Here is a 22,648-nt window from a genome sequence, read left to right as displayed (position 1 = left end):
TTCACTCTGGCAATGTAAAGAACTCACAATCTTTTTGAGCAACTGTTACAAATAGTCCTTTATACCTAACTAATAAGTTATTGCAGGCAGGAATACGGGAGCGTCTGGTAGAAAAGCAACCTCAAAGGAATCTTGGGTCCAGCCCACACCGGAGGTCATTCTGCAGCATGTCCATCGATCAGAGATTGGTAAATGAATCTTTATTTACACAAGCCTTCAAGTATGTGCCTATTGGAATGGTGCTCGTCGCACCGAACGGACACATTCTCAAAGCGAATCCTGCCTTCTGCACCTTTTTGGGATATTCAGAGACGGAATTGTCCGAGTTAAGCATTCAGCAGCTCACTCATCCGGAAGATCTGACATTTGACCTGCAGATGATGACCGATCTGCTGACACGTCAACGCGACTCCTATCAAATGGAGAAAAAATATTTTCATAAGAACGGGCATATCGTCTGGGCTTCTTTAGCTGTGTCACTTGTCCGTGGCGAAGACAATCAGACTTCCTTTTTTATTTCACAAGTTAGGGATATTACAGAGCGTGTTCATATTGAAGAGAAGCTGCGGGAATCCCAAGAGCTGTACCGCATTGTTTCGGATAATGTTCTGGAAATCATCACCGTCGCTACACCGGATGGCGTCACGCGCCATATTTCGCCGGCTGTCCGCACGCTGCTCGGTTATGAGATGGATGAAGTTATCGGTCATAAAATGATTGATCTATGGCACCCGGATGATGTAGCCCTTTTCAATGATAGCTGCCTTTTCCAGAATGCCCTCGACCATATTTTTACTTGCCGGGTGCGCCATAAACAGGGACACTACGTATGGTTCGAGACGACGGTTAAGATGATTCCCGAAGAGAACGGAGCCCTCGCCAAAGTCATCGCCGTCGGCCGGGACATTACGAAGCGCAAGCTGGCGGAAGACGAGCTGTATACGACCAAAGAGCGGTTGGAATCGTTTGTTACGAACAACGGTGACGCGATTTGGGTCATTGACCGGGAGGGCACCGTCCTGGAAGTCAACCCATCCTTCGAGAAGCTGTTCCAATGGCAAGCGGAGGAAATCATTCAGCGCGAGCTGCCGATCACCCCCCTCCATCTCACCTACCAGACGAGAGCCCTTCACGGGCAAGTGCTGTCCGGCAATTCGGTGACGGGCTATGAAACGGTCAGGCAGCGCAAAGACGGCAGCCTGGTCGATGTCAGCACAACGCTATCCCCTATCCGTGACAGAACGGGGGAGATCATCGGCATCGCCGGTACGTGCCACGACATCACCGAGAAGAAGCAGGCTCAGCGGAAGTTGAAGGCGAGCAAGGAACAGCTGGAATCGTTCATCGTGCATCATATCGATCCCGTCCTTATCATCGATACCGATTACCGGGTCGTTCGGATCAACCACGCGTTCGAAGAAACATTCGGTTGGAAATCTGCGGAGATCGTCGGAACCCCCGTGTTCGAGCTTTCGCTCATCCCGGGCAGCGATAAACTGAGCAGCATTACGGCGCTGGAGAAAATGGAACCCTATTCCGTAGAAGCAGTCGGCATGCACAAGGGCGGCATGGAGATGCCGGTCATCCTCTCGCTATTCACGCTCCGGGACGAGGCGGGGCAGCGTTCAGGCTGGGCATTGACAATGCGGGATCTCACCGCCTACAAGCAAGCCGAGCAATTGCTGATCAATTCGGAGAAATTAACGGTGGCCGGTCAATTGGCTGCAGGCATCGCACACGAGATCCGCAATCCGATCACAGCGATCAAAGGCTTCACACAGCTCATGCGCTCAGGCGCCTCCGAGAAAAAGCTGTATTACGATATCATGGCATCCGAGATCGAACGTATCGAAATGATTCTGAGCGAGCTGCTCATTCTGGCCAAGCCTCAGATGGTCCACACCGACCGCCAAGATATTCGCCACTTGCTCGCTCAGGTTATGCCTTTGCTGGAATCTCAAGCGATCTTGAACAATGTGGAGATTGTTACGGACTATGAGCCTGGCCTCTCCCCTATCGTGTGCGATGAGAACCAATTGAAGCAAGTGTGTATCAATTTCATCAAGAACGCCATCGAGGCTATGCCGCAAGGGGGAACACTCGTCATCCAAGCCAAGTGCGTCAATAGCCAGCAGCTGCTTCTGCGATTCATCGACCATGGCTGCGGCATCCCTGAGCATATTCTGAGCAGGCTTGGACAGCCTTTCTATACCACGAAGGAGAAAGGGACCGGGCTCGGATTCATGGTCAGCAAAAAAATTATTGAAAATCACAATGGCACCGTAAGCGTGTTCAGCAAAGAAAATGAAGGGACTACGATAGATGTTTACCTGCCTACTGTGGGGTAAATGCAGGAGTTACCGGTCGCTCTACCATTTGGTAGGGCGTTTTTTTGTTTTGAACCCCAAATAATGTCATCCATGTATAAAATCCAGCCATTTATCGGATTGTATAGAGGAATGCTTATCCCAACTGCGAGGTGAAACTATTGTCCGATCAAGAGAAACTCTACAAAGACTATCCGCGGCAAATTCGCGATTTCCAAGTGCTGAGCACCATGAAGCCCAGTGAATGGACGGAAATCGAGCTCCAGGCGAGTCACAGGCAAATGAGCGATTTAGCTCCTTGGCTGAACGAGCAAGGCACCCACATTCACAATCAGATCATTCAGGAAATCGAACGGCGCGGCGTCTGACTTAGTAAACATACATGTTGCTTTATTACGGCAATTCCTTCATAATGAAGAGGTTGAAACTACATAATTTTAGGAGGTATTTATCCATGGCACATCAACTACCAGCTCTGCCGTACGCTAACGACGCGCTTGAGCCGCACATCGACGCAAAAACAATGGAAATCCACCACGACCGTCACCACAACGCTTATGTGACGAACTTGAACGCAGCTTTGGACAAACATCCAGCTCTGCACGATAAATCCTTGAACGACCTGATCGCTGACCTGAACAGCCTTCCGGAAGACATCCGTACAGCTGTTCGCAACAACGGCGGCGGACACGCGAACCACTCCCTGTTCTGGGAAGTTATCGGGCCAAACGGCGGCGGAGCACCTACAGGCGCTCTTGCAGCAGCTATCGAGAGCGAGCTTGGCGGCTTCGAGAAATTCAAAGCTGACTTCTCCGCTGCAGCAACAACACGCTTCGGTTCCGGCTGGTCCTTCCTGGCTGTTGACAAAGCGGGCAAATTGAAAGTATACAGCTTGCCTAACCAAGACAGCCCGATCATGGAAGGCGAAACGCCGATCCTTGGTCTTGACGTTTGGGAGCATGCTTACTACCTGAACTACCAAAACAAACGCCCTGACTACATCGCAGCGTTCTGGAACGTTGTGAACTGGGCGGAAGTCGGCAAGCGTTACGACGCTGCGAAATAAGCTTCCTTGTATAGCAAGACATCCACACTGCCATGCAGTTTGGATGTCTTTTTCTTATTTCCGGGACTGCCGGCCCAGACCCGAACTTCATCTCCTTTTTATCAAATCTTTGCCGAAATTTTACTTCCAACTGTTACCTTTTTCACAGAAATTAGCGACCATAGTATGCCATAATGATCGACGTAGCACTAAATCATCCGTCCAATGACATGATTTCATGAGTCTCTAGACTCATTTTATATGTGCAAGTTAAAGAAAAAGGCAGGTCGTTATACGATGCGAATGATTCCAACAATGAAATGTCAGCCCGGGATGAGACTGGGCAAAGCCATTTTTAACAATGACGGGCAAGTGCTGGTCGGATACCGGGTGGAGCTTACCTCAACCATGCTGAAGAAGCTCAGTGGGCTGGGCATCGACCATTTATATATTGAAGATCCGAGGACCGATGACATTCACATTGAAGACCCGATTCAAGAAGAAACAAGGCTGCTGCTGCGCAGCTCGCTCGGCAAAGTGTTCGAGAGATTCAGTCCGACCGTTAAGCTCGGAACCGATAACCTCCTCCCGCTCAGCAAGCTGTTTCTGGAGGCGATGTCCCGGGTCATCCATGATCTTCAGTACCGCAGGAAGGATGCCGTCATGCTGACGACCCTGAACACGATGCCGGCGGCGAACATGGAGCAGCACTTCTGCCAGAACGCGATGAATGTCTGCATCTACGCCACGAAACTGGCGATCCAGCAAGGCACTTACACCTACGATGATCTGATGACGATCGGACTTGGCGCCCTCCTTCACGATGTCGGAAGCGTGCAAATTCCGCTGCAATTATTACAGAAACAAGCCCGGCTTACGCCGAACGAATTCTTGGAAATTCAGAAGCATGCGCTATACGGCTTTCAGATGCTGAAGGATGAAGCCGGAATCCCTCTTCTGTCCGCAAGGTGCGCCCTGCAGCACCACGAACGCCTCGACGGCAGTGGTTATCCATTCAATTTGAAAGGCGACCAAATTCATCCCTATGCCAGGTTGATCGGCATTCTCGATTCCTACGACGCTATGGTTCATACCCGCAATTACCGCAAAGCCATTCCACCGCATCATGCGTTAGAAGTTCTTTACGCCAACGCTGGAAAACTGTACGATATAGATATGGTCAAGCTGTTTCGCAATAACGTCGCCATTTATCCTCTAGGTCTAGGCGTTTCCCTCAGCACAGGAGAATCCGGAATCGTCTCCCGCTTAAACACCCACAGTATGCAGCGCCCCATTGTCCGCATACTTAGAACCGCATCAGGCATCGAGCTCAAAGACCCCTACGAAGTCGATCTGTCGCGCACTTTGAACGTGATGATCGAAGAAATCGGCGAACAGCTGGTCGTTTAATTATGACCGAAACGAGATGAACAACGATGAAAACCATCATTTCTTTACTCCACAATGTCCCCTTATTTCAACAGCTCACCGAAGAAGATTTGCAGGGCATCGCCCCTTTATTTACGGAGAAACGAGTGAAGAAAGGCAGCATATTGTTCCTCGAAGGCGATGAAGGCGGCGAGTTCTTCCTGATCAAATCCGGTGTGGTCAAAATATACAGATTGGACGAGTCCAAAGAAATCATCCTGGCCTTATTCCGCGACGGCGATTTCTTCGGCGAAATGTCTCTGATCGGTAACAGTCAGACCCGTTCGGCAACCGCAGAGACGCTGGATCCCTGTACGCTGTATGTGTTGAAGCGATCCGTGTTCAGCCAGTACTTGGAGAAGAGCCCGAAGCTGCTGCTCAAGCTGCTGGAAACGACGATGGATCGGCTCCGCCAGGCGAACGAGCAAATCTATGACCTGACGTTCCTGGGCGTCCGCTCCCGGATCATCAAGACGATCATCCGGTTGTCCGAGCAGCACGGTATTCCTACGCAGGACGGCCTGCTGATCAACGTCAAATTGACCCATCAACAAATCGCTAATATGGTCGGCACCGTGCGCGAATCTGTCACCAAGGTTCTGCAGGAGCTGCTCGACGATGAATATATTCAAATTGAGAAAAAGCTGATTACACTACGCAACATAGAAGCTATTAAAGGCGAAATTCGGTGAAAACACGAAAAGCTGCCGGCCATGTATGTCCCCCATACAGGCCGGCAGCTTATTTTATTGCGGCAGCTGGTCCTGCCACTCGTTCATAATCCGAATGAACACATTCGGGAAAGCATACTGCCCAAGCTCCTCCGGCCCAACCCAGCGATAATGAAACGGAACCCATTCGCCTCCGCCGTCCGGACGGTTCATATCGCCCAGCTTGGCGCGAAACACCTTCATTTTCCACACGATATGGCTGAAAACGTGCTCCGTATCCATGAACCACTCGCCGGGCCGGATCGCGATCTGCTCCTGTTCGGCGAGCGCCCGGCGCAAGAGCGCCTTGCCGTCCTCGTCGGCGGGCCACTCCGCTGCTTCATACGCGACATGCGGCAGCTCCCACATCCGGGCGAGCAAGCCTTCCTGCGGACGCTGCCGGATGAGCCATTTCCCCTCTTGTTCGCCCGTGCCCTCGATCAAAGCGACGGCCCGCAGCTCGGGACGAGGCGGCTTCGCTTTCTTCTTGACGGGCAGCGCTTCCTCCATGCCGGCTTCCCGTGCGGAGCAATGTGCCATCACCGGGCACGTCAAGCAGTGCGGAGACCGTGGCGTGCACACCATAGCGCCAAGCTCCATGAGCGCCTGATTGAAATCGCTCGCCGTCCCTTCCAGAATGAGCTCGCGCGCGAGCTTCTCCATGCGAGTCCGGGTTGCGGGCTTCATAATATCCTCTTCGATGAGGAAATAACGCGATAGCACCCGCATAACATTGCCGTCTACCGCCGGTTCGGGCTTATTATAGGCGATGCTGAGCACAGCTCCGGACGTATAAGGTCCGACACCCTTCAACGACGAGATCTCTTCCTTCGTCTGCGGAACAATGCCGCCATAACGCTCGTGCACTTCTCTTACGGCGCTTTGGAGATTCCTCGCACGCGAATAATAACCGAGTCCTTCCCATGCCTTCAGGACGTTCTCCTCCGGAGCCGTCGCCAGCGCCTCGACCGTCGGGAACTGCTCGATGAACCGGTGGAAATACGGAATCACCGTATCCACGCGGGTTTGCTGCAGCATAACTTCGGAAATCCATATATAATAAGGGTTTTTGCTCCTGCGCCAGGGCAGGTCTCTCTTATGCGTATGATACCAATCCAGCAAATTTCGGGAAAAATATAGCATTTGTTCTTGGCTGTACATGAGCTCTCCTTCTCTACGGGGCAGGTTCCAGTTATAATGAATGAATGGACATCCTCCATTATACGAGAAGTATGGAACATAAAACTAGAGGTGAAAGTATGCAAAAAGGCAATAGGGATAATAGAGAATTGCTGAATTCCAAGAATACGGAGCTCGCTCATAAAAGAAAAATGTGGATCGACCAGGCCCGCCCGCTCCTTCCCCTGCTCTTCATATGGGGCGCGGAGTGGATCTTCAGCGCGTTGGTCGATGTCGCCGTCTATTGGCGCGATTTGGAATGGCTGAAACAAGCCGCGCTTATCACCGCCGTCGTGGCGAGCTTGATTCAGCTCTGGAGCCTGCGGAAAGGTTTCAGCGCTGCGGATGAGAACGCGGGCCGGGGCTTGGCGGACCGCAGCGGCTGGGGGCATCCGGCGCTTCTGCTGCTGCCGGGCATGATGCTCATTGCCGCCGTCGCCACGCTCGAGGCTATCGGCGCCATCGGGCCTTTGTTCATCCCTGTGCTGCGAGCGTTCCTCCTTGCGGTCGGCTTCGTGCAGGTCGGGCTGCTGCTTGGCCGCCCTATGATGTACTTAGGGCTCTGGCTGTTCGTATTTACTGCCATCATGAGCGTATGGTACCTGGGGTACTCCGGCGTCGTGCTGGAAGGCATGGGTGGGCTTAGCCTTATGGCCGGCGGGTATATGCTGCGGGTTTGGGGACGAGAGGGCTGAGGGCTCTCCAAGAATCAGCCCCGCAATAGCTCGAATAGGGAATTGGCCGAATAATCGGTAATGAAACAAAACACGACGCAAGTGCATAGTGTTGGATGTACTTTCTAGAGGAGGAGGAAACACGTTATGAGGCCACAACCACAAGCCATGCTGCGTCCAGCATGGCGAAGAACGATCTGCGCGCTCATCGCAGCGCCGGCGGTGCTCGCACTCGCGGCGTGCGGCGGGGCATCCGGCGGCGGAACCGCCTCGAAGCCTCCGGCCGCTACTGCGGCTGCCGAGACCGCGCCTGCTTACGTGAAGGCGCAGGAGCTTTTCACAGCGAACAAGTGCATCTCCTGCCACGGTGTAGATCTGTCCGGTAAAGTTGGCGCCAAGACGAACTTGCAGAAGGTCGGCGCCAAAATGACCGAAGAGCAGATTGCCAAACAGATCCGAGACGGCGGAGGCGGCATGCCCGCGTATGGAACCAAGCTGTCCGAAGAAGACATCGGACTGTTGAGCAACTGGCTCAGCTCCAAGAAATGAGCAGCCTACAGCTGCTCTACAATGGCATAAGCAGCAGCCATCGATTCCGTATGCGTGATAGAGATATGGATGCGGGGGCTGCCTGTTAAGCCTGCCCGCTGCAGCGCTTCTTCGCGCACCGTGCACACCGGCTTGCCCCATGCGTCCGGCAGCACCTCCACATCTTGAAAGCCGATCTGCTTGCCAATCCCGCAGCCGATCGCTTTGACAATCGCTTCCTTCGCCGCAAAACGCCCGGCTGCGAATTCCGCCAGCCTCCCCCGGCGCTGCTGCGCCAACTCCCGCTCACGGGGCGTCAAGATCCGCTCCAGAAACCGCTCGCTCGTTGACCCTTCGAGCATCTTGCGCAGTCGCGCAATCTCCACCAAGTCCGTTCCAACACCAATAATCATCGTCGTTTGCCAGCCCCGCTTCTCTTGAGCATTTTGCGTTCAATGTACACGATTCGGAGGTTACGGTCAAGCGAGCTCGCTTGCCTTCGCTTACTTCCAGGTAAGTAAGTTACCCTATTTTCAGCTCTTCTGCCTGGTCCGAACAAGGGGTATACTGGACATAGACCAAATGCAGGGAGGCAATCATACATGAGAATTATGCCACTGGAGAAACGTGGAATATCGAACAGCCGCGTCGTTTTCGGATGCATGGGACTAGGAGGAGATTGGACCGCTGCGCCAATTACCAAAGAAGACGCTGTCATCGCCGAGAAGGCCGTCGAAGCAGCTCTTTCCATCGGCATCACGATGTTCGACCATGCGGACATTTATAAAAGAGGCAAGGCCGAGACCGTTTTTGGCGATATCCTCAAAAAAAGACCGGATCTGCGCGACCAGATCATCCTGCAATCCAAAGTGGGCATCCGCTTCCAGGACGATGTGAACCCGCAGCGTTTCGATTTCAGCAAAAGCCATATCATCCCGTCTGTCGACGGTATCCTTAGCCGTCTCGGTGTCGAGCACCTGGACGTTCTGCTGCTTCACCGCCCGGACCCGCTTATGGAGCCGGAGGAAATTGCTGAAGCTTTCAACATTTTGCGTTCGGCCGGCAAAGTGCGCCACTTCGGCGTATCCAACATGACCGCCGCTCAAATGCGCTTCATTCAGAATTCCTTGCCGGAGCCGCTCGTCGTGAACCAGCTGGAGATGAGTCTGGCCCGCCTCGATTGGATCGAACAGGGCATCCTGGTCAATCAAAAGGCAGGCGTAGGCGTTAACTTTGCAGACGGCATCCTGGAGCACTGCCAGATGGCGGACATTCAGATCCAAGCTTGGGGCCCTCTGGCTCAAGGCAAATTCTCCGGGCGCGCCATCCCCGATGCGCCGGACAATATCGTCAAGACGGCGGCCCTCGTGCAGAAGCTGGCCGCCGAGCAAGAAACGACGCCGGAGGCCATCGTCCTCGGCTGGTTGATGAAGCATCCGGCTCGTATTCAGCCGGTTATCGGCACTTCCTCGGCGGAGCGCGTGCTCGCATGCCGGGATGCCGTGCGCGTCTCGGAGAACCTGACGCGCGAAGAGTGGTACACGCTGCTCGAGAGCTCTCGCGGCGTGCGTGTGCCCTAGGTTTTTGCAATGTAGAAAGGTTGAGGATAGGTGTCCTCAACCTTTCTTGCGTTATTATGCAAATCCATCGTCCCAAAAGTTAGCGGTAGTTCTTTGGTTATACCGTTGCTCCACACAGTATTACGGGTGCGGAAGCAGCTCAAGCGAAAGCGCGGGAGTTGGTTTAACTGGAATTCTTCCTTTTATTTGTGCTGCTCAATCAACTTGCGGAAGGAATAACAGGAATTACTCCCGTTAAAACGGCGAAGATCGGCCTCGTGCGGCACTTTTGCTCTGAATTAACAGGAGATTTTCCAGTTATCCCGTTCACATGGGCTCCATACAACAGAATTAACAGGAGTAATTCCTGTTACCGGCGCTAATCGTTCCAGAATCTTCTCCTGCCAAGCCAAAACCAACTCACCTTAGCCTGGTTTCGATGCGCTTCTAGGCTAATATTTCATTGCAATGCTCGTTCCCTGACCCCTCCGCGTTTCGCAGCGCTGCCTGTCGAACTCCCACCTCAGACGCCCATAATTAAAAGGAAAAACTCCCGCTATTCCAACGGTCAATCCGCCTATGGAAGAATAACAGGAATTACTCCCGTTAAAACGGCGAAGAACAGCCTCGTGCGGCACTTTTGCTCTGAATTAACAGGAGGTTTTCCAGCTATCCTGTCCGCATGTGCTTCATTCAACAGAATTAACAGGAGAAATTCCTGTTATCGTGCACTTTAGGCTAAGAAGCTCCCACGCTCCTTCGGCCAGTCACTCCCGCTCCTTAGCCCATAACCGCCTCCGCCTCCCGCCCCCCCCTCACACGCACAAAATACCCCCAACCACATCAGGTCGGGGGGATTTTTTATATACCCGGAATCGGGATCCGTTTATGCTCCGTTTTGAGATACTGCTTCTCCAATTTCTCTTGGACCGCAGGATCGATTTGCTTGCCTTCCAGGTAGTCGCTGTTGTCGCCGTATGTAATGCCAAGCTCGTTCTCGTCCGTCTGTCCGTCCCACAGGCCGGCCGTCGGCGCCTTATCGAGCACGCTCTGCGGTACGCCGAGCTTCGCTGCAAGCGCACGCACTTGCCGCTTGTTCAGCGTGCTAAGCGGCGTAATGTCGACCGCACCGTCGCCATACTTGGTGAAGAAGCCCGTGATCGCCTCGGAGGCATGGTCGGTGCCCACTACGATCAAGCCCAGTTCGAACGCAAGCGCATACTGCATCACCATGCGCGTCCGCGCCTTGATGTTGCCTTTGCCGCCGCGGCTTACATGCTGGTGAACGCCGATATGCTTGAGTCCGTACTCAACTTCAATCGCGATTTCGTCGACAGCCTCTTCGATATTGTTCTCGATTTGGTATTTCAAGTCGAACGCTTTGGCTACCGCATAGCTGTCTTCGATGTCCACTTGCTGGCCATAAGGCTGGAACACGCCGACTGTCTTGTACTCGGTGCCCTTCTCTGCGGTCAGCTCATCCGTCGCTTGCTTGCATAACCCCGTCGCTACGGCGCTGTCGATCCCGCCGCTTATCGCAATCAGCAGGCCGTTCGCTTTGGCGCCGAGCACATAATCTTTCAAGAAATCCACGCGCTTGCGAATTTCCTGATCAACATCGATTTCCGGCTTCACGCCGAGCTTTGCGATAATTTCCGCTTGCAAACTCATGCCTCTCTCCACCTTTTCTCTTTAAGTAGTGAACCAAACCTCTTTGAAATCTAGTATAGACGCTTGACCATCAAAATTAAAGGACAACCGCAACATTTTCGCCCACAAAAAGGAAAAGACCCGCATTGCCAAATGCGCAATCGCGAGTCGTACCGATAGGTTTATGCCGTTAATTATTTGCAATATTGATTGAAAGCACCGATCAAATCGCCGGCGATCATATCAGCGGAGCGGTCTTCAATTTGGTGACGTTGGATGAAATGCGCCAGCTCACCGTTCTTGAACAAAGCGATGGATGGGGAAGAAGGCGGGTAAGGCGCCAAATATTCGCGCGCTTTGGCCGTTGCTTCTTTCTCTTGACCTGCGAACACTGTATATGTGTAAGTCGGCAGCGTATCGTTCTGCAGCGCTTTAGCCACGCCCGGACGGCATTGACCTGCTGCGCAGCCGCACACCGAGTTGATGACGAGCAGCATCGTGCCGTCTTTGGACTTCTCCATTGCTTCCTCGACTTGCTCCGGAGTCAGAAGCTCCGTAACGCCCAGACGAGTCAAATCTTCTCTCATCGGTTTAACCATATCTTTCATGTAGGAATCAAAAGACATTGCCATATGTGCCACCCCTTAGGATTTAATAGTTACTCTCAAAACGTAATCGTTACAGCTTATATTATACATCCGAATACGATGAATGCAAAGTCTTTTAGCCTTGCCTGTCCCAACAGAAATAAAGCGAAAGCTATTAAGCTTCCGCCTCATCCTTCCTGCGAGTACTCGAAATTTCACCCGGCTCGTACGAAACATCTTTGTCCGGATGCGTATAAATACCGCTTTGCGGCACGATTCCTTTTTCAAAGTAATCGCGATTCTCAGCGCTATGGAACCCAATATCCTTATACGGATGAACCCATTCGTCTCCGGCCATGACCGTAGGGTCGGTCTCCTCCGTCCACTGTTCCAGCGGAGAGTTCGGGGACGAATATTCATGGTCGCCGATAACGACGCCGTGTTCGTTGACGAACGCTTCTCGCGGGCCGCGTCCCTGCTCGAATTGCGGCAGGAAATTAATCTCGAACGGGTCAAGATTGTCCGATTTCGCAGCGGCCTTAGCCGGTTTCTTCGGATCTTGACTCATGTCGATGGCCGGTTAGGTCCGTCCAGCTTTTTATCGACGAACCCCTCTTTACCGGAAGATGCGTTCTTTTCGCGCTCTTTGTTTTGCTGTTCTTGCTGGATTTGGGTTTTGGAATCGTTCTGATTCATTGCACTCAGCTCCCTTCTGCCTGTATTATGTGCCAAAGCAGGGAGGAGCATTCCAACGGTAAGCATGAAAAGAAAGACGAGCTGCGCCAAACTCAAATACATCGCCACCGGTTTAACCGCCGCAAAGAAGCTGGCCAGCATCCCGGCAGCCCCGCCATAGATCAGCGAGTACTTCCATAGGAGACCGCTCCCGAAACTCACCTTCCTAGCGGCATAAACAAGCTGCCACACAAGCAATGGCACCAGCAGCAGCGCCGCATAAACCCCATAAGGATGAAAGCGGGAGACGGTACCCTGTGCGCCGACTCCCCAAGGCAGCTCCGTCGGCAATCCGTATGCCGGAACCAACGCATTGTACAGCAAGATTGAAGCCGTCGCACCGGCCGCACATAAATCAAGAAATAAGTATACCGGGATACGAAGTTTCCGCAAATGAACGTACATGTAGCCGCCTGCCAGCAGGCCTCCCCAGATGATTTCCGTTCCGGAGCCCGTCACCATCAGCAGCTTCAGCGGACTTGTCCATAGGAGCCAAGGCTGCGAGAGAAAAACCCCGAACTTCCAGGTTAGAAGCACGATCATGCCCCCGTTGAAGACGATATCGTCAATTGACTTCGTCCTCAGGATTTCTTCCCGGTCCTTCCCATTCTCTTGCACCCGGAACAGCCTTCCCGAGCGCCTTATGAGCCATAAGCCCAGTGCGCACGCCAGCAGCAGCGCAGCCAGTTTGCCTTGCAACTGTAACGGTCCTAACTGTAATACATCCGGCATCATGACGGGTCCCACCTCTCTTCTACTCCTATCGTAGCGAGAGGAACCGGCATCCGCAACAGTTATGGCTTAAGGAATTGAAACGTGAACGAAGATTTGTCCAACTTATCGAAGCGGAATCCCGCCATCTTCAGCTTGCGGATCACGACAGGCAGCGCCTCAACCGTCGTTCTCTTGTATGTGTTGTCGTGCATAAGGACGATGACTTGATTCTTCCCTCGGCTCGCGTTGGAAACGGATTCGATAATCATTTCTTTATCCTGAACAGGAGCGGCGGCGTCCGTCGAGCTGACGTTCCAGTCAAAATACTGATACCCTTCCTCCTGCACCCTGCCGGCCAGCCTGCTCATGATTCCTTTGCCGCCGGACTTCCTGCCCAAATGATTATTGGATCCTCCAGGAAACCGCAGAATATCAGGCCGGTAGCCGATCGTCTCCTCCAGCAGTTGATCCAGCTTGCGCACGTCCTTCATGAAAGCCTCCGCGGATTGGTAAATACGGTGATAATCGTGCGAATAGGTATGATTGCCAAGCGCGTGCCCCTCAGCGGCGATTTCTCGATAAAGCGACTTCCCTTCCGGGGACTGCGTTCCTACGACGAAGAAGGTTGCCGGCACACCGTAGCCTTTCAAAATGCGAAGAATTTCTCTTGTGCTCTTGGAGGGCCCGTCATCGAAGGTCAAGTACGCGACTTTGTCCCGAGAAGATGGCGCATGCGGAGGTCCGGAGTAGAAATGTCTCGTCTCGACAACCGGGACATCCTGCTCATCTTGCCGACCTCCCTGTTCCGATACCGGTTCAGGACTGCTTCCCAGCATCAGACCCGGCACACTTGCTCCCACCTGTCCGGGCCCTTGTCCTGCTTGCTCGGTATGGATATGCATCGCTGTCCATCCGGCTGCCCCAACGAAGATTATGAAACCTATTGCATAAAAGCCAGCCAACCGTTTTCTATCGGCCATCCTAATCTCCCCCGTTCACTCAAATCTGGAACAGAGTTAGTATGGCTTTCCTCCCTTTCGACATTAAACCCAATATTTCCCGGGAAATCTGACAATAAGAACGAAGATCCCCTTGTCTTCCTTCCGAAAAAACGCAAAAAAAGGCCATCCCAGGCACAAAATCTACCTAAGGATGGCCATGCACACCGGCAGCTTACTCTGCAGCGTTGCCGTTCAGCTTCTCTTTCAACAGGCTCAACTGCTCGTCGACCTTCGCTTGTTTCGCCACATCGACCGGCGTGTAGCTGCTTACTGTACCTGCGGATACGTAAGGCTTGCGGGCGATTTCCGCTTCGACTTCCATCTGGATGATCTTCTCTTCCATGCGTTGGAAGCCGCGGGATGCGTTGCCGCTCTCGATAACGCCGTTGTAGGATACTTGCGCCATTTGCTTCTTGGCTTTTGCAAGCTGAGCGCGGGATACGAGCTCGTTGCGTTTATTGCGCATTTTGTAGAATTCGTCTTTCATTTCATGCAGCTGCTGTGTCAGCTCATCCGCATGGGCCTTAGCGGCAGCGTGCAGATCCGTGTACTCGACAATTTTATCTTCGTGATACAGCTTCTCTTCAACGGCTTGGCGGGCAATAGCTTCTTGGCCGTTCTTGATCGCTGCGGAAGCTTTGGCTTCACGGTCCGCAGCCAAGCGGACGGACTCCTCGAGGCGTTGTTTCAATTTGCGCTCGGAAGCGATTTGTCTGGCTACCGTGACTTCAGCCTGAGCGATTTCTTGCTCCATGTCACGCAGATACTGATTCAGCATCACGATCGGATCCTCAATTTTGTCCAATACCTCGTGAATCGATGCTACTGTCATATCTTTCATTCTTGTAAATACTCCCATGGTTTACACGTCTCCTTTTTTAATATCAATTGGTTGTTTTTGTTCGAAACGAGCGACTTTGGCTCTCAGTTCTTCAACTTCTCTTTGCAAAGCTTTCTTCTCGATATCTTTCATCATTTCATCAATGTTGTTCGTTGGGCCGGCCGCATGCGGACCGCCGAAGCCAGCTTGCTGCTGATGCGGAGGCACTTGACCCGGATAAGGCTTGTGCGCGTTCCAGCCGCCGCCATTGTACGGACGGTACGAACCGGCGTAGGGGTCATACGGCGGGTGGTCGTAGCCAGGCTCTTTCGGAATGACGATTGCAGCGATGAAATAGATGAAGAGGACGGTTCCTCCGGTGAAAAATGTCGTGATGACCACGAGCAACCGCAGCAGCGTCGCGTCGACATTCATGGCCTCGGCGAGTCCGCCGCACAGGCCGGTCACTTTCTTATCTCTTCGTGAGCGGTACAATTTGCTCATGATTGGTTGTTCCCTCCTGATTCAGTCTGTTTCGCAGAGCCTCGAGCTCAGCGTCTACAGCCGGGTTGCCCCCGCCGTAAAAGCTTTCGCGGCCCATACGTCTTACATCGCGGAGCGTTCTTGCGTGAAGCTCCATATCGGATACGCGCTCTTCCAACCGGCCGAACATCCGCGGTGACGCATCCTGCGACACGCTGCTGCGGGCATGCATTCTTTGCTGCAGCCTGGCGGATTCCATACGGGCCAAGTAGTAGCTGCGTTTGTCGGCAACTTCTTTGTAATCGGCTTTGAGCTGCTGGAGCTCCTCATCCAATTCAAGGATGGATTGCTTCGCTTGCTCATACAATTCACGGTACTGCTCGCTTTTCTCTTCCGCTTGTAACTTCTCTTGCAGCACGATTCGTGCCATATGTTCTTCGCCGGCCTTGAGAGCCAAGAGCGCTTGATGCTCGCGCTTCTCTTTGGTTTCCAGCGCCGTCAGATAATGCTGCCGGAGCGAAGCTGCGTGCGTTACGCATTGCTGGTACAGCCTCTCGGACTGTTGAAGCTGTTCGCGCTGAGCAGCTAAGTACTGGTCAATCAACCGAACCGGATCTTCGGCTCGTTCCAAATGTTCATTCAGGGATGCTACGGTAATGTCTCTCATGCGCCGAAATAGGCTCATCTCTCATACCACCTTTTTCACTCTCTGTTTTGCCAACCTTATTTACACGGTTCTTCTAGTCAACATCGAAACCCCGTAACCAATCAATCCAATCGCCAGGAGAATAATGATCCATCCGGCCAATTTGCCAAGCAGGATGACACCGCCAATCCCTGCAATGATCCATCCGAATTTATTGCCGTTCTGGATGCCGATGTAGCCCAGACCGACCATGGCGATCGGAATGAGGTATTCCATCACCGAACCGATGAACGGTCCCAAGTGAATGCCCAGCTTGTTTAGCAGAATCAATGCGCCGAATGCGATTAGCAGAGCGGCTAAGCCCGTATTTCTTTTCATGATTTTGTCACCGCCTTTCGTTATGTGCTGTGCTCTTGTTCATGTCTTTATTCTAGGTAAAATCGCGTCTGGCCAAAACGGACCGCGGACGGTATTTGATCCTAGACCTTAGTCGGGGCGTTTCTACGACCTATGAGTGGCAGATGGGCTTCTGTGTACATACAATAGTTAGGGATCGGGAAGGAGGGCGAACCAATGCCTTCAGTTGTGTACGGAGGTATCAAAATTCTTAGTGTGAACTCGGGTTCGAATGTCCAGATCGGCGATACCGCCTTAATTCGGCTATCGAGCAATTCCAAGATATATGCGGGTGCCAACTCATTTTCCCCAGGGGATAGCTTCGGCAGTGTCCAGAATGTTCTGAACGGCAGTGCGAACACTAGTGATCCGGATCTGATCGATACCAATACGAACAATGTGGTGTAACACCAAAAGACCTAGCCTGCGGCTAGGTCTTTGTTTTGCTTTTGCTTCGTTTCGCGAACGTTCCACAACTATCAGCCGTTCCTGAGCCAACGGGAGAGTGTCCTGTAGCTCCTTAAGCATTATACGCGGGGAATTCTCCCTCCCTCTGCCGGGCTTCCCTTACTAAACAGCCGCCCTGCGCAGCAGGCCATACGATACCGCTAAATAAAAGGCTACGACAGGAACCATCCACCAAAAAAGCTCCAAATAATGATGCGCCATCCAGGCAAACATGAGGCCCCACAGCGCAAAATGGCTGAACAGCAAGGCACCTGTTGTCGTTAGCAGCGCTGCGGCAATGAAGAAGATCAGCAATCCCGCACCGCCGTAACGCCGGTGAACGCTGGAGATGGCAAACCCCATAAAGTACATATGCAGAAGGATGATGAAATAAATGCCGCAAGCTACGATCGGCGAGAAGTCGCTCAGGAAAGCGACTTTGAAAATGTGCAGACGCACACCCCACCCTCCCGTGACGTCTTCCAACAGGGACACCACCGTCAACAGCACCGATGTGAACAGGCTGACCAGCGAAGCCATCGCCACGGTTCCGAGGAAATAGTCCTTCCTGCGAATGCTAAGCCCCAACGCGAACGGGAACGTATCCTTCAACGTCACCGAACCGGTCACCAGCATGTAAATAAAGACGGAGAATAGTCCCCCCGTATTCATCGTCTCATCCTCATTCAGCGACAACGCTATAACGAAGCTGATGACGAAATTCAAGCCCAGAATCATCCAGGGCACCCAAATCCATGACATTTTGTTCTTCATATGAAGCTTAATAACGTTGCGTACTCGATTCATGCTTACTCCGTCCCCTTTCCAGAAACCGGTGTACGTGTCAGATGAACAATAAGCTGCTGCAGCGAAACCGGCGTAAAATCAAGCCCCAGCGACTCTGCTTCCTTCCAGTCCCGCTCGTTCAGGGCACCTAGTACCGTCGCTGTCGCCGCGGCGCCGATGGATTGCCGGTCCAGTACTTCCCTGCCCCGCGAGAAAGCGTCTACTGCTGAGGCCAAGCCCGAGACTGTGCAGGCACGGCCGCGCAGCGCGTCCGCATCCTCATTCAGGATCAGCTTGCCGTTATCGATCACGAGCACATGCTCCAGCAGGCGGCTGACTTCGTCGATCAGATGCGTCGAAAGAATAACCGTTCGCGGGTATTCGGCATAGTCTTCAAGCAGCCGGTCGTAGAATAGCGCTCTGGCGACGGCATCCAAGCCCAGATAGGGCTCATCGAAGATGGTCAGCGGAGCGCGGCTGGCCAACCCGACAACAATTCCGACCGACGAGAGCATACCTCTCGAGAGCTTCTTGACCTTCCTCTTGAGCGGAAGCCGGAAATCCTCCAGCAGCGCATTGGCGAACGCGTCGTCCCAATCCGGATACAGGGATTTGGCCACCTCGAGCACATCGACGACCCGGTACGTTTCCGGGTATTTCTGGCTCTCTTTGATGAAACAAATTTGATTCAGCACACGGCAGTTCTCGAAAGGCGCCTCGCCGAATACCCTTAGCTCCCCGCTAGTGGCAAATTGCTGGGCCGTAAGCATGTGCATGATCGTTGTTTTACCGGCGCCGTTTCTGCCCAATAAACCATAAATTTTATGCTCATCCAGTTTGAAGCTGACATTGTCAACCGCCGTGACATGCCCATATGACTTCGTCAATCCGTTAACTTCCACAATACCCGCCATTACGCTTTCCCTCCTCTGCGCACCATTTCCGTCAACTGCTCCACCGTGATGCCAAGCTTCTCCGCCTCTTTCACCATCGTCACCACGTACTGCTCATAAAACAATTCCTTCCGCTTCTCCATCAGCTTCGCTCGCGCTCCTTCCGCTACAAACATGCCAATTCCGCGTTTCTTGTACAAAATCCCTTGATCCACTAACAAATTAACGCCTTTCGCCGCGGTCGCCGGATTGATTTGATAGAAAGCCGCAAACTGGTTCGTAGAAGGCACCTGCGACTCCTCCGGCATTCTTGACTCGATAATGTCATCTTCGATACGCTCCGCGATCTGTACGAAAATCGGGCGGCTGTCGTCCATCATGATTCTCATTCCCTCACCACCACATTGGTTAGTTACTCATGTAATTAACCATACAACCAATGAACATAAAAGTCAACAGGCGACGCTCGATTTGGGCGTCCCCGAACATAAATCCCCTCGAAATTGGGAATACCACTAGAACCAAATACCATTCCATTACTTCCATGAGAGGTTAGATCGCTATGTTTTCATCCAAACTACGACTGGCCTTGGTGACCCTGCTGCTCGTTTCGGCGCCGGTTACGGCGTACAGCGCAGGGATTGAGGCCAATGAACGCATCGTGCCGGGCACGAGATTATCGGCTGCCTTAGGAGCAGCATCCAGCGACGTCAGTGGTGTGCCGAATTCCCGCACCGTCGGGCTTGGCGCTGTTTCCGGCGCAGGAACCGCGGGCAGCGCATTGGGAGATCCGCCGGCGCTTGCGCCGCTGTTCTCCTTCTCAGTGCTCAGCGACATTCATATCACCGCCGGAGACCAAGTGTCCGAGCTGCTGCTCACCCGCGCGCTGGCCGACCACCACAAGGTGCGCCCGGACAGCAAGCTGCTCGTTCTGAACGGCGACCTCACAGGCGGCAGCGAAGCCGACTACCGGAGCCTGCTGTGGCTGCTGAGCCGTCAGCCGCATGCCCCTGTGCACGCAACCATGGGCAACCACGACTACTACGGCGTCTGGCGGACGCCGAACGGCGGGATGGATACATCGAGGATGAATCCATCCTGGTCGAGCCAGAAGGCGGTCGCGTTATTCGACCGCATGTGGGGCTACGATAAGCCTTATCACGAGCTTATCGTGGAGGGCTACCGCTTCCTCTTCCTCAGCGGGGAAGCGTACCGCGACGTGAACGCAGCCTACAAGGAGGATGCGTTCCTCTCCCCCGAGCAGCTTGCATGGCTGCGCGAACGGCTTGCGGCTGCGGACGCCGCGGATGGCGGCAAGCCGGTGTTCGTGTTCCTGCACCAGCCGCTGCCGCAGACGCTGGATGGGACAGACCGGGAGCTGGGCGTCGTCCAGCACCAGGAGCTCCGGGCGCTGCTGGATGCGCATCCGAACGTTATTATGTTCAGCGGCCATACGCACTGGAACCTTGAGACGACCAACCAGGTCAAGCAGCTGAAGTTCTTGGCCGCTTCCAGTGCGTCGATCCGTGAAGTATGGAACGCGCAGAACGAACCGGAGACGATCGGCGTAAGCCAGAGTCTCGTCGTGGATGTGTATAAGGACCGCGTGGTTATTCACCGCCGCGAACATACGACGAAGCGATGGATCGAACCTTCCATTGCCAAAGGGTACGATGTGAAATAAACAAAAAAACTGCCGGACAGAAGGCTCACAATGGGCCTGGTGTCTGGCAGTTTTTATTTGTTTCAGCCGGGGGACGGCCGATTAATTTGCGGCCGCAGGCGTCTGCGCAGTCGGCGCTGGTTGGGCTGCGCCTCTAGGACCTTTTGGCGCGAAGCCCTTTTGCTCCACATGCTGCTTGATGCTGTCGGTCATGGACTCTTTGATTTTGCTGATGAGATCGTCTTCGCTGATGCCCTTCGCTGCAGCTACGTCAGCGATGGATTTGCCTGCTTCCAGCTCGGTTCTCAGCTCGTCTTGCGTGATGCCCAGAATGGTCGTTACCGCATCCGGGTTACCGAAGAATCCGCCAGGACCTCCGTGGCCGCCGAATCCGCGCCCTTCTCCGCCTACTGGACGTGTGTTTTGCACTTGCTTGGTAATGCGGTCGGAAAGATCTTGCAGTCTGCTGTCCGCCTGCTCTTGCGTCAGCTTGCCGGCTGTAACGTCAGCATGGATAGCTGCCGTTTCGGCGGCAACCAGTTTCGCTACGAAATCGGCTTCCGTCAGCCCTTTTTCCACTGCGAAGGCGGACAAGGTTTTGCCTGCTTGCAAAGCTTCCTGCACGGCACTTGGCTCTACGCCTAGAACGGTTGCCGCTTCTTGCACGAGGTTTCCGCCGCCGTACCCCTTACCCTTACCGCCGCGATCGCCGCCAGGGAAGCCGCCTTTGGTGCCGTCAATTTGCTTCGTTAATTGATCGGAGAGCCCTGTCAAGATTTTATCCGCCTGCTCTTGCGTCAATTTGCCTGCCGTCACCTGGTCGTTGATGGCAGTCGTCTCTGCGGCAACCAGCTTAGCCAGGTAATCCGCTTTCGCGATGCCTTGCTCCTCTGCGAAGGCAGCCAACGTTTTGCCCGCTTTGAGCGCTTCCTGCACCGCGCTTTCCTCAACGCCAAGGATCGTCGCCGTTTCCTTCAGGACACTGCCGCCACGGAAGCCGCCGCGGTCGCCGAAATCTTTGCCGCCTTTACCAAAGCCCGCTTTCTGCGCCGGTGCAGCTGTCGTGCTGCTCGCCGCGGTATCTGTTGCTGCAAATGCTTGATTATGTAGAGCTCCAACAAAACCAACACCAAGTACGAAAGATGCGATCAGCGAACCTGTAAGAATTTTTCTGGAGATAGTTTTCATGTTTGTTTCCACCTTTTTCTTTTAATTTTTGTTTGTTTGTTCCTTACAAAACCTAGTATAGATGCCTAACCTGAAACCCATCTGAGTATAAACTGAGAGTTGGTTGAGAGGTTTCTGAGCATTGGCTGAAAATGGGAATGGCTGCGCAAGCTGCATTTTAACAGGAGAAACTCCCGGTATGGACGGGTATCCCGATACGGGAGCTGATCTTTCTTGATCTGCCGCAGGGTGTAACTGGAATTTCTCCCGTTATTCCTGAGAATATTAGCCCATTAGTACGAATAAAGGGATTTCCTCCCCTTAATTTATCACCATTCCACGTAAAGACTGCGGGGACTGGCCGATTAACAGGAGCTTTTCCAGTTATCCAGCATTTGAGGATCCTTCTGGCTGCATTTAACAGGAGAAACTCCCGGTATGGGCGGGTATCCCGTTAGGGGAGCTGATCTTTCTTGATCTGCCGCAGGGCGTAACTGGAATTTCTCCCGTTATTCCCGTGAATATTAGCCCGTTTGTTAGATTAAAGGGATTTCCTCCCGTTAATTTATCCCCATTCCGCGTAAAGACAGCGGGGACTGGCCGATTAACAGGAGCTTTTCCAGTTATCCAGTTAACAGGAGAAACTCCCGGTATGGGCGGGTATCCCGATAAGGGAGCTGATCTTTCTTGATCTGCCGCAGGGCGTAACTGGAATTTCCCAAAGCCCACTGTTAATCCATGAAAAGTAACGGTTATCCCTCTATCGATGTTTTTTACTGGAACGTTTCCTGCTAGGTTCTCACAAGTAGAGATTTTCTGACTGTTGAGAAGTCCCCTGGACTTTTCGGCATTTTGATTTTTAAATGGGGTTTTTTTATGAAAGTTTGTCGATAGGTTTGAAGCATTCCGACCTCCCGCTAGTAAAGTCTTCATTTCACGGAAAAAAGCGGAGTGACGGTGGGCTTGTATTGCCCATCAAAAAAAGCCCTCCCCCGGCTTCTAATGTGCACCCCTTAGAATAGACATTGGAACCCCCCCTGGTTAATCCGATGAATTCTAAGGGGTGTTTTTTATGGGGATTAAGGGACAAACGTACAATACTTATCCAGAGGAATCGAAGCTTGAGGCGATACGTCTGCATCTAGTGGAAAAATGGACGTACCGACAAATCACGGAGCATCTAGCCATTCAAGATAAAGATCGTGTAAAG

Annotated in this window: 25 protein-coding genes; 10 read left to right on the top strand and 15 right to left on the bottom strand. The window is 53.0% G+C overall.

The window, feature by feature from the left end:
• Positions 1 to 167 precede the first annotated feature (167 nt).
• The 5 genes from J2X61_RS33790 to J2X61_RS33770 all read left to right on the top strand — a co-directional run bounded on the left by J2X61_RS33790 (position 168) and on the right by J2X61_RS33770 (position 5,492).
• Positions 168 to 2,348, top strand: a complete 2,181-nt coding sequence (locus tag J2X61_RS33790) for a PAS domain S-box protein (protein ID WP_310194619.1) — start codon at positions 168 to 170, stop codon at positions 2,346 to 2,348.
• A 140-nt stretch (positions 2,349 to 2,488) separates the two neighbouring features.
• Complete coding sequence (locus tag J2X61_RS33785; protein WP_274472227.1) at positions 2,489 to 2,695, top strand: hypothetical protein; 207 nt, start codon at positions 2,489 to 2,491, stop codon at positions 2,693 to 2,695.
• Between the two features lie 86 nt (positions 2,696 to 2,781).
• Positions 2,782 to 3,393 carry a superoxide dismutase gene (locus tag J2X61_RS33780; RefSeq protein WP_310194614.1) on the top strand — a complete coding sequence of 204 codons (612 nt, stop codon included), beginning with the start codon at positions 2,782 to 2,784 and terminating at the stop codon, positions 3,391 to 3,393.
• Positions 3,394 to 3,705: 312 nt separating this feature from the next.
• Positions 3,706 to 4,782: an HD-GYP domain-containing protein gene (locus J2X61_RS33775; RefSeq protein WP_310194611.1), complete on the top strand. Its 1,077-nt coding sequence runs from the start codon at positions 3,706 to 3,708 to the stop codon at positions 4,780 to 4,782.
• A 26-nt stretch (positions 4,783 to 4,808) separates the two neighbouring features.
• Positions 4,809 to 5,492 carry a Crp/Fnr family transcriptional regulator gene (locus J2X61_RS33770; protein WP_274472224.1) on the top strand — a complete coding sequence of 228 codons (684 nt, stop codon included), beginning with the start codon at positions 4,809 to 4,811 and terminating at the stop codon, positions 5,490 to 5,492.
• 54 nt (positions 5,493 to 5,546) lie between these two features.
• Here J2X61_RS33770 and mutY read toward each other — a convergent pair whose 3' ends face one another.
• Positions 5,547 to 6,671 (bottom strand): A/G-specific adenine glycosylase, encoded by a 1,125-nt coding sequence (gene mutY, locus J2X61_RS33765; protein WP_274472223.1) that lies wholly within the window; start codon positions 6,669 to 6,671, stop codon positions 5,547 to 5,549.
• Positions 6,672 to 6,769: 98 nt separating this feature from the next.
• On the opposite strand from mutY, the gene J2X61_RS33760 reads away from it, so the two are divergent.
• Both J2X61_RS33760 and J2X61_RS33755 read left to right on the top strand, forming a co-directional pair.
• Complete coding sequence (locus tag J2X61_RS33760) at positions 6,770 to 7,384, top strand: hypothetical protein (protein ID WP_274472222.1); 615 nt, start codon at positions 6,770 to 6,772, stop codon at positions 7,382 to 7,384.
• Positions 7,385 to 7,510: 126 nt separating this feature from the next.
• Complete coding sequence (locus tag J2X61_RS33755) at positions 7,511 to 7,912, top strand: c-type cytochrome (protein ID WP_310194608.1); 402 nt, start codon at positions 7,511 to 7,513, stop codon at positions 7,910 to 7,912.
• Between the two features lie 5 nt (positions 7,913 to 7,917).
• On the opposite strand, the gene acpS is transcribed toward J2X61_RS33755, so the two are convergent.
• On the bottom strand, positions 7,918 to 8,304 hold the full coding sequence (gene acpS / locus J2X61_RS33750) for a holo-ACP synthase (RefSeq protein ID WP_274472220.1): 387 nt from the start codon (positions 8,302 to 8,304) through the stop codon (positions 7,918 to 7,920).
• Between the two features lie 189 nt (positions 8,305 to 8,493).
• Here acpS and J2X61_RS33745 point away from each other — a divergent pair, with 189 nt between their 5' ends.
• Positions 8,494 to 9,471, top strand: coding sequence for an aldo/keto reductase (locus J2X61_RS33745; RefSeq protein WP_310194605.1), 978 nt, complete (start codon positions 8,494 to 8,496; stop codon positions 9,469 to 9,471).
• Positions 9,472 to 10,311: 840 nt separating this feature from the next.
• Here the strand turns inward: J2X61_RS33745 and nadE are convergent.
• The 9 genes from nadE to J2X61_RS33700 all read right to left on the bottom strand — a co-directional run bounded on the left by nadE (position 10,312) and on the right by J2X61_RS33700 (position 16,464).
• The gene (gene nadE / locus J2X61_RS33740; RefSeq protein ID WP_274472218.1) at positions 10,312 to 11,121 is read right to left on the bottom strand and encodes an ammonia-dependent NAD(+) synthetase; all 810 of its coding nucleotides are present in this window, start codon (positions 11,119 to 11,121) and stop codon (positions 10,312 to 10,314) included.
• A 173-nt stretch (positions 11,122 to 11,294) separates the two neighbouring features.
• Complete coding sequence (locus J2X61_RS33735) at positions 11,295 to 11,732, bottom strand: BrxA/BrxB family bacilliredoxin (protein ID WP_274472217.1); 438 nt, start codon at positions 11,730 to 11,732, stop codon at positions 11,295 to 11,297.
• A gap of 130 nt (positions 11,733 to 11,862) precedes the next feature.
• Complete coding sequence (locus J2X61_RS33730; RefSeq protein ID WP_274472216.1) at positions 11,863 to 12,255, bottom strand: DUF3905 domain-containing protein; 393 nt, start codon at positions 12,253 to 12,255, stop codon at positions 11,863 to 11,865.
• Positions 12,252 to 13,157 (bottom strand): prolipoprotein diacylglyceryl transferase, encoded by a 906-nt coding sequence (locus J2X61_RS33725; protein WP_274472215.1) that lies wholly within the window; start codon positions 13,155 to 13,157, stop codon positions 12,252 to 12,254. The genes J2X61_RS33730 and J2X61_RS33725 overlap by 4 nt, the downstream gene beginning before the upstream one ends.
• A gap of 59 nt (positions 13,158 to 13,216) precedes the next feature.
• Positions 13,217 to 14,116, bottom strand: a complete 900-nt coding sequence (locus J2X61_RS33720) for a polysaccharide deacetylase family protein (RefSeq protein ID WP_274472214.1) — start codon at positions 14,114 to 14,116, stop codon at positions 13,217 to 13,219.
• A gap of 193 nt (positions 14,117 to 14,309) precedes the next feature.
• Positions 14,310 to 14,996, bottom strand: a complete 687-nt coding sequence (locus J2X61_RS33715) for a PspA/IM30 family protein (RefSeq protein WP_274472213.1) — start codon at positions 14,994 to 14,996, stop codon at positions 14,310 to 14,312.
• Positions 14,997 to 14,999: 3 nt separating this feature from the next.
• A complete protein-coding gene (locus J2X61_RS33710) occupies positions 15,000 to 15,461 on the bottom strand; it encodes a PspC domain-containing protein (RefSeq protein ID WP_274472212.1) in 462 nt (153 codons plus the stop codon).
• Positions 15,430 to 16,125, bottom strand: coding sequence for a PspA/IM30 family protein (locus J2X61_RS33705; protein WP_310194598.1), 696 nt, complete (start codon positions 16,123 to 16,125; stop codon positions 15,430 to 15,432). Before J2X61_RS33705 ends, J2X61_RS33710 begins: the two co-directional genes overlap by 32 nt.
• Positions 16,126 to 16,167: 42 nt before the next feature.
• The gene (locus J2X61_RS33700; protein WP_274472210.1) at positions 16,168 to 16,464 is read right to left on the bottom strand and encodes a LiaF transmembrane domain-containing protein; all 297 of its coding nucleotides are present in this window, start codon (positions 16,462 to 16,464) and stop codon (positions 16,168 to 16,170) included.
• A gap of 195 nt (positions 16,465 to 16,659) precedes the next feature.
• Here J2X61_RS33700 and J2X61_RS33695 point away from each other — a divergent pair, with 195 nt between their 5' ends.
• Positions 16,660 to 16,890 (top strand): spore germination protein, encoded by a 231-nt coding sequence (locus tag J2X61_RS33695; RefSeq protein ID WP_274472209.1) that lies wholly within the window; start codon positions 16,660 to 16,662, stop codon positions 16,888 to 16,890.
• 162 nt (positions 16,891 to 17,052) lie between these two features.
• Here the strand turns inward: J2X61_RS33695 and J2X61_RS33690 are convergent, their stop codons facing one another.
• From J2X61_RS33690 to J2X61_RS33680, 3 genes are read right to left on the bottom strand one after another with little or no spacing between them, the layout of a single operon-like run.
• The gene (locus J2X61_RS33690) at positions 17,053 to 17,736 is read right to left on the bottom strand and encodes a hypothetical protein (RefSeq protein WP_274472208.1); all 684 of its coding nucleotides are present in this window, start codon (positions 17,734 to 17,736) and stop codon (positions 17,053 to 17,055) included.
• Positions 17,737 to 17,738: 2 nt separating this feature from the next.
• Positions 17,739 to 18,629: an ABC transporter ATP-binding protein gene (locus J2X61_RS33685; RefSeq protein ID WP_274472207.1), complete on the bottom strand. Its 891-nt coding sequence runs from the start codon at positions 18,627 to 18,629 to the stop codon at positions 17,739 to 17,741.
• Positions 18,629 to 18,997: a GntR family transcriptional regulator gene (locus J2X61_RS33680; protein WP_274472206.1), complete on the bottom strand. Its 369-nt coding sequence runs from the start codon at positions 18,995 to 18,997 to the stop codon at positions 18,629 to 18,631. The genes J2X61_RS33685 and J2X61_RS33680 overlap by 1 nt, the downstream gene beginning before the upstream one ends.
• 173 nt (positions 18,998 to 19,170) lie before the next feature.
• On the opposite strand from J2X61_RS33680, the gene J2X61_RS33675 reads away from it, so the two are divergent.
• Positions 19,171 to 20,292, top strand: coding sequence for a metallophosphoesterase family protein (locus J2X61_RS33675; protein WP_310194595.1), 1,122 nt, complete (start codon positions 19,171 to 19,173; stop codon positions 20,290 to 20,292).
• A gap of 81 nt (positions 20,293 to 20,373) precedes the next feature.
• Here J2X61_RS33675 and J2X61_RS33670 read toward each other — a convergent pair whose 3' ends face one another.
• Positions 20,374 to 21,459 carry a hypothetical protein gene (locus tag J2X61_RS33670; RefSeq protein ID WP_310194592.1) on the bottom strand — a complete coding sequence of 362 codons (1,086 nt, stop codon included), beginning with the start codon at positions 21,457 to 21,459 and terminating at the stop codon, positions 20,374 to 20,376.
• Positions 21,460 to 22,648: the final 1,189 nt, after the last annotated feature.

Origin of the sequence: Bacillus sp. 3255, from assembly GCF_031456485.1 — a bacterium.
GTDB lineage: Bacteria > Bacillota > Bacilli > Paenibacillales > NBRC-103111 > Paenibacillus_E.
Note: the sequence above shows the minus strand (reverse complement) of the source record. Positions and strands in the feature narration are given on the sequence as shown.

Excerpts from the sequence above, each read along its gene's own strand:
- J2X61_RS33680 (WP_274472206.1), bottom strand. The coding sequence starts at position 18,997 with ATGAGAATCATGATGGACGACAGCCGCCCGATTTTCGTACAGATCGCG.
- J2X61_RS33700 (WP_274472210.1), bottom strand. The coding sequence starts at position 16,464 with ATGAAAAGAAATACGGGCTTAGCCGCTCTGCTAATCGCATTCGGCGCA.
- nadE (WP_274472218.1), bottom strand. The coding sequence starts at position 11,121 with ATGAGTTTGCAAGCGGAAATTATCGCAAAGCTCGGCGTGAAGCCGGAA.
- J2X61_RS33760 (WP_274472222.1), top strand. The coding sequence starts at position 6,770 with ATGCAAAAAGGCAATAGGGATAATAGAGAATTGCTGAATTCCAAGAAT.
- J2X61_RS33720 (WP_274472214.1), bottom strand. The coding sequence starts at position 14,116 with ATGGCCGATAGAAAACGGTTGGCTGGCTTTTATGCAATAGGTTTCATA.
- J2X61_RS33775 (WP_310194611.1), top strand. The coding sequence starts at position 3,706 with ATGAGACTGGGCAAAGCCATTTTTAACAATGACGGGCAAGTGCTGGTC.
- J2X61_RS33710 (WP_274472212.1), bottom strand. The coding sequence starts at position 15,461 with ATGAGCAAATTGTACCGCTCACGAAGAGATAAGAAAGTGACCGGCCTG.
- J2X61_RS33770 (WP_274472224.1), top strand. The coding sequence starts at position 4,809 with ATGAAAACCATCATTTCTTTACTCCACAATGTCCCCTTATTTCAACAG.
- acpS (WP_274472220.1), bottom strand. The coding sequence starts at position 8,304 with ATGATTATTGGTGTTGGAACGGACTTGGTGGAGATTGCGCGACTGCGC.
- mutY (WP_274472223.1), bottom strand. The coding sequence starts at position 6,671 with ATGTACAGCCAAGAACAAATGCTATATTTTTCCCGAAATTTGCTGGAT.
- J2X61_RS33670 (WP_310194592.1), bottom strand. The coding sequence starts at position 21,459 with ATGAAAACTATCTCCAGAAAAATTCTTACAGGTTCGCTGATCGCATCT.
- J2X61_RS33685 (WP_274472207.1), bottom strand. The coding sequence starts at position 18,629 with ATGGCGGGTATTGTGGAAGTTAACGGATTGACGAAGTCATATGGGCAT.
- J2X61_RS33735 (WP_274472217.1), bottom strand. The coding sequence starts at position 11,732 with ATGGCAATGTCTTTTGATTCCTACATGAAAGATATGGTTAAACCGATG.
- J2X61_RS33705 (WP_310194598.1), bottom strand. The coding sequence starts at position 16,125 with ATGAGCCTATTTCGGCGCATGAGAGACATTACCGTAGCATCCCTGAAT.
- J2X61_RS33755 (WP_310194608.1), top strand. The coding sequence starts at position 7,511 with ATGAGGCCACAACCACAAGCCATGCTGCGTCCAGCATGGCGAAGAACG.
- J2X61_RS33695 (WP_274472209.1), top strand. The coding sequence starts at position 16,660 with ATGCCTTCAGTTGTGTACGGAGGTATCAAAATTCTTAGTGTGAACTCG.
- J2X61_RS33745 (WP_310194605.1), top strand. The coding sequence starts at position 8,494 with ATGAGAATTATGCCACTGGAGAAACGTGGAATATCGAACAGCCGCGTC.
- J2X61_RS33690 (WP_274472208.1), bottom strand. The coding sequence starts at position 17,736 with ATGAATCGAGTACGCAACGTTATTAAGCTTCATATGAAGAACAAAATG.
- J2X61_RS33780 (WP_310194614.1), top strand. The coding sequence starts at position 2,782 with ATGGCACATCAACTACCAGCTCTGCCGTACGCTAACGACGCGCTTGAG.
- J2X61_RS33715 (WP_274472213.1), bottom strand. The coding sequence starts at position 14,996 with ATGGGAGTATTTACAAGAATGAAAGATATGACAGTAGCATCGATTCAC.
- J2X61_RS33790 (WP_310194619.1), top strand. The coding sequence starts at position 168 with ATGTCCATCGATCAGAGATTGGTAAATGAATCTTTATTTACACAAGCC.
- J2X61_RS33675 (WP_310194595.1), top strand. The coding sequence starts at position 19,171 with ATGTTTTCATCCAAACTACGACTGGCCTTGGTGACCCTGCTGCTCGTT.
- J2X61_RS33725 (WP_274472215.1), bottom strand. The coding sequence starts at position 13,157 with ATGATGCCGGATGTATTACAGTTAGGACCGTTACAGTTGCAAGGCAAA.
- J2X61_RS33730 (WP_274472216.1), bottom strand. The coding sequence starts at position 12,255 with ATGAGTCAAGATCCGAAGAAACCGGCTAAGGCCGCTGCGAAATCGGAC.